Raw genomic sequence first — 12,398 nt, 5'->3', positions numbered from 1 at the left:
GCTCCCGGTAACTCCCGTACGGAGCTCGGTGCTGCCCTACCGGACGTTCGTGCCCGCTGACGCGGGCACCGCGGCCTGCGGCCGCAACAAGGGCGGAGGCCCCCTTCACCAGCCGAGGGATCGTACTCCCTGCACTCCGCGAGTCAAGATCAGCGCCTGGCGGCGTCCGGCCGGCCCCCAGACTTTTCCGACGCGCTCGCTGCGCTCCCTTATTTCGCCGGAAAACTCTGGTGTCCGCCCGGATTACCTTCTCTTGACACGCTCCGCGCAGGGAGGGGAAAGACGGCAGGTACAAGGTGAAGGGGGCGGTCTGCTTGGGGCCGGCTCCGGTGGGAATCGTGCAGGTCGGACCGCAAAAAAAGACACACGCACCACTTGCGCTACATGTAGTGCATGGAGTACACTTGAAGCATGCCGAGAGGGAGAGGCCCCCGGCACAACCGGAAGGAGAAGGACATGGCTCGCATCAACTACTCGGTCACCGCGACCGAGCCGTGGGAGGCAGCATCGGTCCTGGCCAAGGTGCTCGACCTCACGGTCAACCCGCTCACCGTTCACGAGGACCGGGTCGTCGTCTCCGCGGACGAGGACGACACCGAGATCGTCGGACTCATCGGCCGCACGATCGCCAACGCCTGACCCGCCCCCACCCGGCCCATCGCCGAGAGGCAGACGGGCACCACCCCAGAACGGAGACCGCCATGACCATCACCGTCTACACCAAGCCCCAGTGCGTGCAGTGCGGGGCCACCATCAAGGCCCTCGACAAGGCCGGCCTCGAGTACACGCTCGTCGACATCACCGCCGACGCCGCCGCCCGCGACTACGTCATGGCCCTCGGCCACCTCCAGGCCCCCGTCGTCGTCACCGCCGACGACCACTGGGCCGGCTTCCGCCCCGACCGCATCAAGAACCTCGCGGCCCACGCCGCCTAAGCCACCCACCAGCAGGGGAGGGGACATCACAATGCAGACCATGACCGCCGAGGACCCGCAGGCCACCGCCGACCCGGTCGACGTCGACGACCTCGCCGCCACCGACGACGCCCCCACCGTCCCCGAGCTCGACCCCGAAGCTGCCCTTCTGTGCGCCCTGCTGCACACCACCGACACCACCGAGGCCCGCCACATCACCGGCCACCTCACTGCCGGCGACTTCCTCGGCCCCCGCTACGGCGAGCTGTACGCCGTCATCGCCGAGCTGATCGCCGCAGACGAGCCCCACCACCCGACCCGCGTCCTGGCCGCCCTGACCAGCGCCGGACGCATGGCCGGCCACCACGGCCGGCTCCTGGCCGATGCCCTCCAGACCGTCACCCTGCTCGGAACCCCTGCCGTCGGGCTGACCACCCTCGCCGCCGACGTCCTCGACGCCGCCTACCGTCGCCGCTTCGCCGCCACCGCCCAGACCCTCACCCGCGCCAGCGCCGAAGCCCCCACCGATGAGTTGTTCGAGATCCTCCTCGCCCAGGGCCGCGCCATGCGCACCGAGACTAAGCGCCGCGCCTCACTCACCGCAGGCCCGGCCGCCGCCCAATAGCAGTCGGCGACCGACACCACCCAGAAGGGAAGACCAGATGCCCGTGCAGGCCCAGCTCGAGTGCCAGGTGAGCGACGCCCTGGCAGCCCTCGGAGCCACGATCGACCCCGGCACCGTCTCCGACGCCGTCGACCTCTACCTATGCAAACACGAGCGCGAGACCGGCCAGCCCGTCGACCGGGACGCCATCGGTGCGACCGTCTCCGCCGAGACGATCCAGGCTGCGACCTCATGGCTGCTGACCCTCGACGCGCCGCCCCAGTCGCACCCGGCAGGGGCGACACCCGTACAGCTCTAACGCCAGGCACGATGACGACCATGTACCTCATCGGGACCGGGCCGAGCGAGCTGCACGCCCACATCGACCTCGACCGCGCACGAGGGCGGGCCCTCGACGGGGCCGAGGCGTTCGTGGTCTCGACCGCGCACGAGGGCGGGCACTGGTCGGTCGTCGCCGAGATCCGACCCGACAAGGCGGGGGAGGGGCAGTGACACCGGACGAGGCCCGCTCACTCGGCCGTGCCATTCGTGCCGTCCGCCTCGAGCGCGGACTGTCCCAGCTCAAGCTCGCCGTCGCCGTCGGCGTGAAATCCCCCTGGATCAGCGCCTGGGAGCGCGGACAATCCCAGCCCACCGCCCACGGCCCGGCCGCGACGCCCAGCGCACTCAGCAGGGACCAGCTCGCAGCGATCGCCGACGCCCTGGACTGCACCGTCGGCGACATCGCCGACCGGGCGGCGCTGTCGGCCAGCACCCGCCTCATGTTCGGACTCGAGCCTCTTGGCGCGGCTCGCACGGTGATTGGTGGCCAGGAGTACGACCTCACCGACGCCGAGGCCGACAAAGCAGCCGCGTTCGTCGCAGGTCTGATCGCCGCCCGCGACCTGCACTGACCGCCGGTGTCGGAGGCCCCGGCTACGGTGCCGGCGTGGACGAGCTGGTGGACCGAATCCGACACGCGGCCGACCAGACAGGCGAGGCGCACTTCCTCGAGCTGCTGCGCTGGCACCGCGTCGTCGCCGGCCTCGGCGAACCCGACTGGGGCGCCCGCGGCGCCTACCGGATCGCCATAGCACATGTCGGAGTTATAGCACTCGATGATCCCTCCTACTTCCTCGTCCTGGCGGCGCGGAGCCCGTTGAGGATCACTATCACCTCGGCGATCTCGTGCACGAGCACCACCGCTGCGAGGCCGAGTACGCCGAACAGGGCCAGCGGCAGCAGCGCGGTAATGATCAGCAGGGACAGGATGATGTTCTGGTTGATGATGTGCCTGCCGCGGCGGGCGTGGTCGAACGCGCGCGGGAGGAGTCGCAGGTCGTGGCCGGTGAAGGCGACGTCGGCGGACTCGATCGCGGCGTCGGAGCCGGTCGCGCCCATGGCGATGCCGATGTCCGCGGCGGCCAGGGCGGGGGCGTCGTTGATGCCGTCGCCGATCATCGCGACCGAGCCGTGCCTGCTCAGCTCGCTGATGGCGGCGGCCTTGTCCTCGGGACGCAGCTCCGCGCGCACGTTTTCGATCCCTGCCTGCGCGGCCAGCGCGCGGGCGGTGCGGGCGTTGTCGCCGGTGAGCATGGTCACCCCGACGCCCTGGGCCGCGAGGGTGCGCACGACCTCGGGAACCTCGGGGCGCAGCTCGTCACGGACCCCGATCGCGGCGACCGGGACCCCGTCGCGGTGCACGATCACGACGGTCATGCCCTGCTCCTCCAGTCCCGCGACCTGGTCCTTAAGCGTCCCCGCGTCCAGCCAGCGAGGGCTGCCGACGGTGACCCGGGCCCCGTCGAGGGTGCCTTCGATGCCGTGCCCGGCCTGCTCGGTGACCTCCAGGGCGGCGGGAGCTCCGGGCGAGGCGGCGGTGATCGCGGCGGCCAGCGGGTGGGTGCTGTGCTGCTCCAGCGACGCCGCCCACGCCAACGCCTGCGCCTCGTCCACGCCGTCCGTGGTGAGCACGGCGGTGACGGCGGGCTCGTTGCGGGTGAGGGTGCCGGTCTTGTCGACGGCGACGTGGCGGATCACGCCGAACCGTTCGAAGACCGCGCCGGACTTGATGATCACGCCGAATCTGCTCGCCGAGCCGATCGCGGCGACGACGGTCAGCGGGACCGAGATCGCCAGCGCGCACGGCGACGCGGCGACGAGCACCACGAGGGCGCGGGTGATCCACAGCTCGGGGTCGCCCAGCAGCGAGCCGATGACCGCGACAAGAGCGGCGAGGATCAGCACGCCAGGCACGAGCGGCCGGGCGATGCGGTCGGCCAGGCGGGCGCGGTCGCCCTTCTCGGCCTGCGCCTGCTCGACCAGCTCCACGATCGTGGTCAGCGAGTTGTCCGTGCCCGCCGCGGTCGTCTCGACCTCCAGGGCACCGGCGGTGTTGATCGCCCCGGCCGACACCGCGTCGCCGGGCTCGACCTCGACCGGGATCGACTCGCCGGTGATCGCGGAGGTGTCCAGGCTCGACCGGCCCGTGCGGACGATGCCGTCGGTCGCGATCCGCTCACCGGGGCGCACCAGCATGAGCAGCCCGACCTGGAGGTCCTTCGCGGCGACCTCCGCGGGCGCGCCGTCCCGCCGGATGGTCGCGGTCTCCGGGACGAGCTTGAGGAGAGCCCTCAGCCCGCCGCGGGCGCGGTCCATGGCCTTGTCCTCCAGCGCTTCGGCGATGGAGTACAGGAACGCCAAGGCGGCGGCCTCCTCGACGTAGCCGAGAATCACCGCGCCGACCGCGCTGATCGTCATCAGCAGGCCGATGCCCAGCTTGCCCTTGAACAGCTTGCGGATCGCGCCGGGCGTGAACGTCGACGCGCCCAGCAGCAGGCCGATCCAGAACGCCACCAGCGCCGGGACCTCTGCCCCTGTCCATTCCAGGACCAGGCCCGTGCCGAAGGCGACGCCGGAGAGCACCGGGACCATGATCCCGCGGTCACGCCACCACGGACGCTCCCGCTCCTCCTCGGCCTCCTCGCCGACCCGGGTCTCCGGCTCGTCGCAGCCGCACGCCGCGCTCACGCGCCCGCTCCCGTCCCGCAGCAGCCCGGCACAGTGCACTCGGCGTCCACGCACGGCGCGTGCTCGTCCACGGCCAGCGTCACGTCCACCAGCGCCGTGAGCGCCGCCGCGAGGTGCGGGTCGGCGATCTCGTAGCGCGTCTGCCGACCCTCGGGCTTGGCGACCACGATCCCGCAGTCGCGCAGGCACGTCAGGTGGTTCGACACGTTCGAGCGCGTCAGCTCCAGCTCGCGCGAGAGCACGGCCGGGTAGCTCGGCCCGTCCAGCAGGGTCATCAGGATCCGGGAGCGCGTCGGGTCCGCCATGGCCCGGCCCAGCCGGTTCATGACGTCGAGGCGAGAAGCAATAGTCAGCATGCACTGAACTATACAGTAGTGGCTGACCTATTGTCACTCTGGGGAGTTCTGCCGCACGCGCTCCGCGCGCTTGCCCTCGGGAGCTGGGGTCACCTCCGCCAGCGGGGCCATGACGGCATCCCGCGGCCCTTCCACGTCTCCGCGAGGCCGACGACCCAGCGGGCGGAGGCGAAGAGGGCCCGATCGTCACGGAGTGGCGAATCCGCAGCGCTCGCCGGCCATCGCCGACGGCCCTCAGGCGACTACAAATCGCGGGGGCGTTCGGCAAGCTCAATGAGCCCTGGATCGTGGCGGTCCAGGGTGCGCACGTTGTTGACCGCCCGGGACACCGGACGGGTCCGCAGGGTCGACGCGACCGTGCGGGACTCGACGTCGAGCAGGTCGAGCAGATCGCCGGCCTGGTCCTTGTTGATCTTCTCCGGGTCCAGCCAGGTATCCCACGCGGCCGGGGTGAGAAAGACCGGCATCCGGTCGTGGACCTCGCCGGCCGCATCCTCCCCAGTGCGGGTGATGATCGTGAACGTCGTCCGCCACTCGGTGTCCTCGCCCTCCCGGTGGAACGCGAGCAGGCCAGCAGCGAGCAGGAGCTCGTCGTCCGGGCCGTGGACGTAGCTCGGGTTCTTGACCGTCTTGCCAGCCTCGACGGCTTCCTGCCACTCGAAATACCCGGTCATCGGCACAAGGGCACGTGCCGAGGCGAATGAAGAGCGGAACATCCCGTTCGTCACCACACCCTCGAGGCGAGCGTTGATAGGCCGCGGACCCCGCTCTTTCGCCCACGACGGACGCAGCCCCCACGTGGGCAAGAACGTCTCACGCACCCGCTGATCGTCGGCCAGGCGATCCCGCACCACCGGAGCCCGCGTGCGAGGGGCCACCGAATAGGCCGGCGACCACTCAAAACCCGGTTCAACGCCGTCCAGCGCGAGGACGTCGACCAGATCTGCGCCGGATACGGCTACCGAGTACCGACCACACATGCGGGAGACAGTAGCAAGCGAGAGCGAGATCGGACGCTGACCTGCACAATTGACGGAACGCGACTTATCGGCGCTTTGGACCTGGCGGCGGTTAGCTACAAGGAGCGCGGAAACGAGACCGGCCAGGGGTTAACGCCTGTCGTCGGTTGCCTCAGCCATTCGCTCCGATCACCTGCGAACGGTCAAATAAGAGGGTGGCATCCCCGTTGGCCCCAGTTGAGCTGCCCGAAGTCGGTCGGGACGAGTCGCTTTCCGGTGAAGTGGTCACCGGCGAGTAGGCGTTCTCCCGCAAGACCGCCAGCACGTGGCGTGTCTGAGCCGGCCGCCGCCGGCGGCGAAGAAGCCCGGGACGAGCGGATAACGTGCAGGGCTGCGCACGGTGGGCAACAGACGGGCTGCGAGCCTCGGTGCCGCCGGTTACTCCAGCGTCCGACCGGCGCCGTCCGTCAACCGAGCACCGACCCTAGGTCAGGCCTGGCGTGGCCGGGTCACGATGTGGAGGACGCGGACGGTCTCGTCGCCCACGGCTTCCCACTTGGAGCGGATGCGGGCGGGGTAGAAAATCGTGTCTCGCGGCTTCAGGCGATGGATGGTGTCGCCCTCGATGATGACGTTGAGCTGTCCCTCGATGAGGTAGGTGGCCGCTGGTGAGGGGTAGTCGAACCACTCATTGTTGTTCTGGTCCTTGGTGAACTCCATCTCGGAGATCTCGAAGGAGTGCTGTTCGGAGCCGCCGACCAATCGAACCGGGACACTGGACTGCTCAGTGCCGGCGACGATGCGGCCCTCCTCGGCTCGGATGACGGTCGCGCCAGGCTGCGGGGCGACGGCTGGGAGGAGGTCGCCGGGGGTGATGTTCAGGGCGGTGGCGATCCGGTAGAGGCTCAGCATGGAGGGTGAGGCGTTGCCGCTCTCGATCTTGCTGAGGAAGGGCTGCTTCATGCCGGCGGCGTCGGCGAGCTCGCGCATCAGGAGACCGCGCTCGGTTCGCCAGTACTTCACGCGCTCGCCGACGGCCTGAGCAACGGCGTCGGAGACGGCTTCCTCGGATTCCATGAGAACGAACTCCCGGGCTCGGGCGGGGACGACGGGCGACGGTGCCTGCAACATCGACTTCTCTCTACGGACTGCGGTGCCCAGCGGGCGTCGGAAGTCTACCGACCTGTCTCACTGCCACGGTGCGCGCGAGGGCTCTGGCGTCGTTGACAGAGGCCTCGCCCGCACCGTGGGCTGACTCAGGCGGACTTGTTGATCCGGAAGACGTTCTTCTCGGGGTCGAGCAGCACCGCCTGCCAGGCGTCGTAGTAGGTCCGGAAAGGTTCCTTGCGGTAGGTCGCGCCCGCTGCGACGGCGGCTGCGGCGAGGGTGTCGACGGCCTCCTCGGAGTCGACCTCGAAGGTCCAGAACGACGGCGCGGAGGCCGACAGGTCGCTCTCGGGCAGGTTGAGCAGCTCGTAGGCGACGGGGGTGTTGAAGCCGAGGATGGTTCCTCCGAGCTGGAGGGCCCGGAAGTAGTCGCCCTCGAGGTAGGTGACGTGGTCCAGGCCGAAGAGCTCGGCGTAGAAGTTGGAGACCTCGTCGACGTCTTGGCAGACCAGGGTCACGAACGAGAGCGCGACACCGGCCTTGGTGTCGGGGTTGGCGTCGGGGACTGTCTCGGTGTTCACGTCGGTGCTCACTTCACGGTCGCCTGGATGGCGCGCTGACGCAGGTACTCCCCGGCCAGGACGGCGTCGTAAGTGGTGCCGCTGCCGATCGGGGCGGGCATCGTCTCAACGATGGCGTCGACGTTGGCGTCGCAGAACTGGATCAAGGAGATCAGCTCCTCGGCCGGCGCAGACTCATGCGGTGGCAGGACGCGGTGGCGGGTGGAGCGCCACCGGTCGCCGGTCCAGCGGGCGAGGAGGTCGCCGATGTTGACCAGCAGGGTTCCCTCGACGAAGGGCGCGTCGAGCCACTCGCCGTCGTCGCTGAGCTGGACCTGGAAGCCGCCGTAGCCGGGCTGGCGGTCCAGGAGGGTGAAGATGCTCCAGTCGGTGTGCGCGCCGACGCGGAACTGGCCGGGCTTGGGGACGCCGGTCTCCTCCAGGGAGGGGTAGCGGTTGATGTTGAGGGTCCGGGTGCCGTTGGCGCAGCGCTCGATGAACCACTCGCGGCCGAGCCCGAGGGCCTCGCCGCACATGCGAAGCAGCTCGTCGTAGAGCCCGTACATGGCCTCCATGTAGGTGGTGGCGAGGAGCTCGAGCTCGGGCACCTCGTCGGGCCACACGTTCGGGGCGAAGGCGGTGCTGTCGAGAGTGGGGTTGCCCGTGGCGTACGGGCGGCCCATCGTCAGGCTCTCCTTCATGTCGGGGGTGGCCTTGTCAGCCTCCTCGCCGGCGAAGGAGTTCGCCTCCTTCCCGCTGGGCAGCCAGCCGCGGCCACCGACGGTGGTCTCATAGCGAGCCTTGGTCTCTCGCGGCAGGGAGAAGAAGGCCTTGGCGGCGCTGCGGAGGTCGGCCGCGAGCTGCGGGTCGACGTCGTGGTTGGCGAGCATGAGGAAGCCGGAGTCACGCAGGGCCTGGTCGACCTTCGCGGCGGCGGCGGCCTGGACGCCGGCGTCGCCGGTGCGCCAGTCGGCGAGGTCGATCAGGGGGATGACGTCGGTCAGTGTGTTCGACATGGGCTGGGTCTCTTTCCGGGTGGGCGTGGGCTGGGTTCAGGCGTTCTGGGCGGCGAGGACGCGGGCGGCCTCGCGGACGGCGGCGGTGTTGGCCTTGCCGTACTGGGAGCCGTTGAGCTTGGCGGCGATGTGGTCCTTGACCAGGATGGGCTCGTAGGCCAGTCCGCCGTCGGCGTCGAGACGGCTGGGCAGGGTGGAGATGGTGGCGTCGATGTTGCCGTCGTGGAAGAAGGCCACCGACCGGCGGCGCTGGATGGTGCCGTCGATGACCGGGGGCTTCACGCGGTGCAGGGTGGAGAGCCACTGGTCGTTGGTGAGGCGGGCGGTGAGGTCGCCGAGGTTGACCAGGAGCGCTCCCTCGATGGGCTGGACGTCGTGCCAGGTGCCGTCCTTGGCGAGGACCTGGAGGCCGGCGACCTGGTCGGCCCACAGCACAGTGACGATTCCGAAGTCGGTGTGCTCGCCCATCCCGGTCAGGTCGCCGTCCAGGGAGACGTCGGTGCCCTCGGGGAGGGCGTAGTTGTTCATCCGGAGCACGTCGACGGAGTGGTCGGTGAGGTAGTCGAAGAAGCCGGAGTCCTCGCCCAGGGCGTCGGCGAAGATGGTGGTGAGCGTGCGCGCGACGCGTGCGGCGTGGTCGTAGTAGGCCTCGACCTTGGTGCGGAACCCGTCGACGTTGGGCCAGGTGTTGACGCCGTAGTCGTCGTCGGAAAGGTCGAGGCGGTCGAACCAGCCGGCCTCGGCGCCGACGTTGAAGGCCTCGAAGAAGTCGTTCATGCGGGTCGCGGACTCGACTCCCAGGCTGAGGCTGAGCGACTCGCTCTTGGGCGGGCTGTAGCCACGGTTGCCCGGCACGACGTAGTCCTTCTTCTCCTCCAGGGGGAGGACGAAGAAGTCGTCGACCGCCTCCTTGAGGCCGGTGACGACGGAGTCGGGGACCTGGTGGCCGAGGATCTGGATGAATCCCACGGCGGCGCAGGCCTTGTCCATGGCGCGGGCGACGGCGGCACGCTCTTCGGCGGTGCCGGCGCTGGTGTAGGCCGAGATGTCCACGACGGGGACCTCGAAGGCGGGGGTGTTCATGTGCTCCTCCATTTCAGTTCGGTAGTCGCAAGTCTTGTCGGAATGTGTATTCATCAAGGGAATGTAGAGTTACGTTTCTGTGACACCGGACGTCGTCTCTTCGGCGCGTGTCTGGCTCAACTGGCTGCGTAGGTGCGACGCAGCATTTCGGCGAGGTGGTCGCCGGTCGTGATGCCCGGGCCGGGCTGCTCGTTCTCGTCGAGGACCGTAGGGACTGCGGTGACGACGTAGTCGTAGTCGAGGTCGAAGAACGTCGGCACCGAGTATCGGCGGACACCGGTGGTGTTGAGCACGCGGTGGGTGTTGGACAGGTAGAGCCCGTTGGTGAGCTTCGGGACGAGGTCACCGAGGTTGACCACGAAGGTGCCGGGGATGTGTGGGGCCCGGACCCACTCGCCATCGGCGTTGAGGACCTCCAGTCCGCCGACCTCGTCCTGGTACAACCTGGTGATCAGGCCCCAGTCGGTGTGAGCGCCGGCGCCGAGCTCGTTCCCCTCGCCGACGCCGTCCTGCGGGGGGTAGTGCAGCAGGCGGGTGGTGATGACGTGGTCCTGGAAGCCTTCGTCGAAGTAGTCCTCGTCGAGCTCGAGGGACAGCGCAACCAAACGGACCAGGTGCCCGAGGACCGCCATGCGGTCGCGGTAGGCCTCAAGCGTGGCACGGAGCTCTGGCATGGCCGAGGGCCAAAGGTTCGGACCGTGGTTGACCAGACCCCGCTGGACCTTGGGGTGTTCCGCCGGGAGGTCCCGTCCGATCTGGAAGCCTTCCTTATTGTCGGGCCGGGAGCCGGCGTCCGTTCCTTTGGGGTACAGCCCACGAAACGGCGGTGGCCGATCATTTGCCGCATCAGTCCCTACGGTAGATCCTGGGCTTGACGAGCAGTAATGATGAGACAGTGCCGTACTTTTGACCTGCACACTTGACGGAATCTGACATTATCGGCGCGAGAAGACCGCGTTAGTGAAAGCGTCACTCAAGCGTTCGGAGCTGGTGAGTGAGTCGGGGCATCTCTCGGGCGCTGGTGGCCAGCCTTCGGCATCTCGCCTCCGCCCTCGGCGTCACCGAGGCCCAGATCGTCTTACCTACCAGTATCACTCGCGTTTTGGTCCTCGACCGAGTAGACGAGACGCGCGCCTCCCCAAGGCCCGCGCGCCAATCTTCGCTGCGAGCACTCGCTGACCGCCCGAAGCGGGCATTATCTCCAGCGGTGTAATCGGGGACTGCCAGAACACTTCTCCCAGTCCTGCATGTGCTGCCCAGTTGACGCGCATGCAGATATCGGCGACGTAGGAGTAGGACTCGTAACCAATCAAATTCGTGCGTCCGTTATCAATCCAAACGTGAGAAGCGAGCACTCCGATTCCTCGATCGAAACGAGTGCCACCGTCGAGTGCCATCGCGCGGTACGCCAACGAAGCAGACTCTTGGCGAGCAAGCATCAGCCGGGTATCCACCAGGTCGTCACCGTCTAAGAAGGCTGCAAACTCCGGAGGCGGCGCAAACCCAGCCTCTGCCATCCAACAGCCGAAGTTTTTCACTGCGTAGCTCCCGAGGAACCGAGCCGACTCTTGCCATGACCCGCCGTAGACCTGTCGCCAATCCAACGACTGAGCCCGGGAAAGTTCGTCTGCATTCGACTGAACAAAATTGACGTACACGTCGTAAGCCTCGTCAAATGGTTGGCTTCGCTCGTTATTGCACTTGCGGCAGAGGATCTTCGAAAATTTCACGGCTTTGCTGTTCGGGCCGCGTATTGAGTACAGCTTCTCGCCACTACGACCAAGATAGAGCCCTTCGTCGCCCCACATCCGGCGAAGAACGCTTGCCTTGTGACGATGCTCCTGACTGTCCGCGATGCTCCCGCACCACCAGCAGACCCCCGTCTGGTCCTGGCGCAGGCCCTCAAGAGCAGCCTGGTCTGCCGGTCTCGGTTCTGTCATACGACAAGTATGGCGGTGAAGCCGTCGCTCGAACGCCCACGAGCTGAGCAACTTGGAACGGCGAGCTACACCCGGACCCGCGATCACGGGTCTCTCACGTGAAGGAGAAGCCCAGCTGTCCTTCGTCGCCCTCATCGAAGCCGGGCTGTGCACTCGAATAATCTGGCCTGCGTTGGGAGTCCTTTGTCCCGTCCGGCCAGACGGCACCGGCGGAGGCAAGCATGTCTCGAGACGCCAGCGAGACGGACATGATCTCATCCAGCAGTTCCACCTGCGCTTCCTCGAGCCCGACCAGGCGGGTGAGCACCGACAGCAAGTCAAGAAGCTCGCTGGTCCACTCGGGCGGCCAAGACGAGACATGTACATCGTCGAGGGGACTGGACTTCTTTCCTCCTGGTTCGGCCTTGCGGTAGCCGAACCACGACCGGAGCACGTTCTTTCCTCCCACGGTGTACTCCCACACCGCAGGACTCACCGGGCCGAATGCGCCACCACCGAGTCGCACCTCACCCGTGGCCTCATTGAATATCATCTCGGATGGCATCTCAGCTATCGCCGCTAAATTCATCACCCGACGAGAATCTCCAGCCGCGAGCCGCACATCGCCGGCTGGACGCCCGGACTCTGGGTCAACGAACGTAGCGCCATAGGTGTGCAGCCAGGCAACCTCCATCCCGAGCGTGACGGCTCGTTCGAAGAGCTCCGGACTGGTCGTAAACGGCACTCGGATGCCCGGGGTAGTCAGCTCGTCTGCGAAACGCGCGGTAAACCCGGGATGGGAGAGCACCCCCGCTAGCCCCGCTGATTCACGGAGCGTGAGGATTGCTGC

General features: G+C 68.0%; 16 protein-coding genes. 6 read left to right on the top strand and 10 right to left on the bottom strand.

Annotation, left to right across the window (positions count from 1 at the left end; genetic code table 11):
• Window positions 1-411: 411 nt before the first annotated feature.
• From G6022_RS01955 to G6022_RS01930, 6 genes are all read left to right on the top strand, one after another.
• Entirely contained in the window at window positions 412-639 is a 228-nt protein-coding gene (locus G6022_RS01955; protein WP_182690953.1) for a hypothetical protein, read from the top strand.
• Window positions 640-701: 62 nt separating this feature from the next.
• Entirely contained in the window at window positions 702-935 is a 234-nt protein-coding gene (nrdH, locus tag G6022_RS01950; protein ID WP_182639745.1) for a glutaredoxin-like protein NrdH, read from the top strand.
• Between the two features lie 31 nt (window positions 936-966).
• The gene (locus G6022_RS01945; RefSeq protein ID WP_182639746.1) at window positions 967-1,539 is read left to right on the top strand and encodes a DnaB-like helicase N-terminal domain-containing protein; all 573 of its coding nucleotides are present in this window, start codon (window positions 967-969) and stop codon (window positions 1,537-1,539) included.
• A gap of 37 nt (window positions 1,540-1,576) precedes the next feature.
• Entirely contained in the window at window positions 1,577-1,837 is a 261-nt protein-coding gene (locus G6022_RS01940) for a hypothetical protein (protein WP_182639747.1), read from the top strand.
• An 11-nt stretch (window positions 1,838-1,848) separates the two neighbouring features.
• Window positions 1,849-2,031 carry a hypothetical protein gene (locus G6022_RS01935; protein ID WP_182639748.1) on the top strand — a complete coding sequence of 61 codons (183 nt, stop codon included), beginning with the start codon at window positions 1,849-1,851 and terminating at the stop codon, window positions 2,029-2,031.
• Window positions 2,028-2,432 (top strand): helix-turn-helix domain-containing protein, encoded by a 405-nt coding sequence (locus tag G6022_RS01930; RefSeq protein ID WP_182639749.1) that lies wholly within the window; start codon window positions 2,028-2,030, stop codon window positions 2,430-2,432. The genes G6022_RS01935 and G6022_RS01930 overlap by 4 nt, the downstream gene beginning before the upstream one ends.
• 214 nt (window positions 2,433-2,646) lie before the next feature.
• On the opposite strand, the gene G6022_RS01925 is transcribed toward G6022_RS01930, so the two are convergent.
• The 10 genes from G6022_RS01925 to G6022_RS01880 all read right to left on the bottom strand — a co-directional run.
• Window positions 2,647-4,548: a cation-translocating P-type ATPase gene (locus G6022_RS01925; RefSeq protein ID WP_031265396.1), complete on the bottom strand. Its 1,902-nt coding sequence runs from the start codon at window positions 4,546-4,548 to the stop codon at window positions 2,647-2,649.
• The gene (locus G6022_RS01920) at window positions 4,545-4,904 is read right to left on the bottom strand and encodes a metalloregulator ArsR/SmtB family transcription factor (RefSeq protein WP_182638483.1); all 360 of its coding nucleotides are present in this window, start codon (window positions 4,902-4,904) and stop codon (window positions 4,545-4,547) included. Before G6022_RS01920 ends, G6022_RS01925 begins: the two co-directional genes overlap by 4 nt.
• Window positions 4,905-5,146: 242 nt before the next feature.
• The gene (locus tag G6022_RS01915; protein ID WP_182638482.1) at window positions 5,147-5,884 is read right to left on the bottom strand and encodes an SOS response-associated peptidase; all 738 of its coding nucleotides are present in this window, start codon (window positions 5,882-5,884) and stop codon (window positions 5,147-5,149) included.
• 468 nt (window positions 5,885-6,352) lie between these two features.
• Window positions 6,353-6,994, bottom strand: a complete 642-nt coding sequence (locus G6022_RS01910) for a helix-turn-helix domain-containing protein (RefSeq protein ID WP_071934950.1) — start codon at window positions 6,992-6,994, stop codon at window positions 6,353-6,355.
• A 125-nt stretch (window positions 6,995-7,119) separates the two neighbouring features.
• Complete coding sequence (locus G6022_RS01905) at window positions 7,120-7,551, bottom strand: VOC family protein (protein WP_042329013.1); 432 nt, start codon at window positions 7,549-7,551, stop codon at window positions 7,120-7,122.
• 8 nt (window positions 7,552-7,559) lie between these two features.
• Window positions 7,560-8,546 (bottom strand): isopenicillin N synthase family oxygenase, encoded by a 987-nt coding sequence (locus G6022_RS01900; RefSeq protein ID WP_182638481.1) that lies wholly within the window; start codon window positions 8,544-8,546, stop codon window positions 7,560-7,562.
• Between the two features lie 36 nt (window positions 8,547-8,582).
• Window positions 8,583-9,629, bottom strand: coding sequence for a 2-oxoglutarate and iron-dependent oxygenase domain-containing protein (locus tag G6022_RS01895; protein WP_132064280.1), 1,047 nt, complete (start codon window positions 9,627-9,629; stop codon window positions 8,583-8,585).
• A 116-nt stretch (window positions 9,630-9,745) separates the two neighbouring features.
• Window positions 9,746-10,303, bottom strand: coding sequence for a 2OG-Fe(II) oxygenase family protein (locus G6022_RS01890; protein ID WP_132064281.1), 558 nt, complete (start codon window positions 10,301-10,303; stop codon window positions 9,746-9,748).
• A 417-nt stretch (window positions 10,304-10,720) separates the two neighbouring features.
• Window positions 10,721-11,569 carry a hypothetical protein gene (locus G6022_RS01885; RefSeq protein ID WP_141244306.1) on the bottom strand — a complete coding sequence of 283 codons (849 nt, stop codon included), beginning with the start codon at window positions 11,567-11,569 and terminating at the stop codon, window positions 10,721-10,723.
• A gap of 94 nt (window positions 11,570-11,663) precedes the next feature.
• On the bottom strand, window positions 11,664-12,398 hold a 735-nt coding region (locus tag G6022_RS01880; RefSeq protein ID WP_347238140.1), incomplete at its 5' end, for a type ISP restriction/modification enzyme.

Source organism: Dietzia sp. Cai40 (genome assembly GCF_014145165.1).
Classification (GTDB): domain Bacteria; phylum Actinomycetota; class Actinomycetes; order Mycobacteriales; family Mycobacteriaceae; genus Dietzia; species Dietzia natronolimnaea.
Note: the sequence above shows the minus strand (reverse complement) of the source record. Positions and strands in the feature narration are given on the sequence as shown.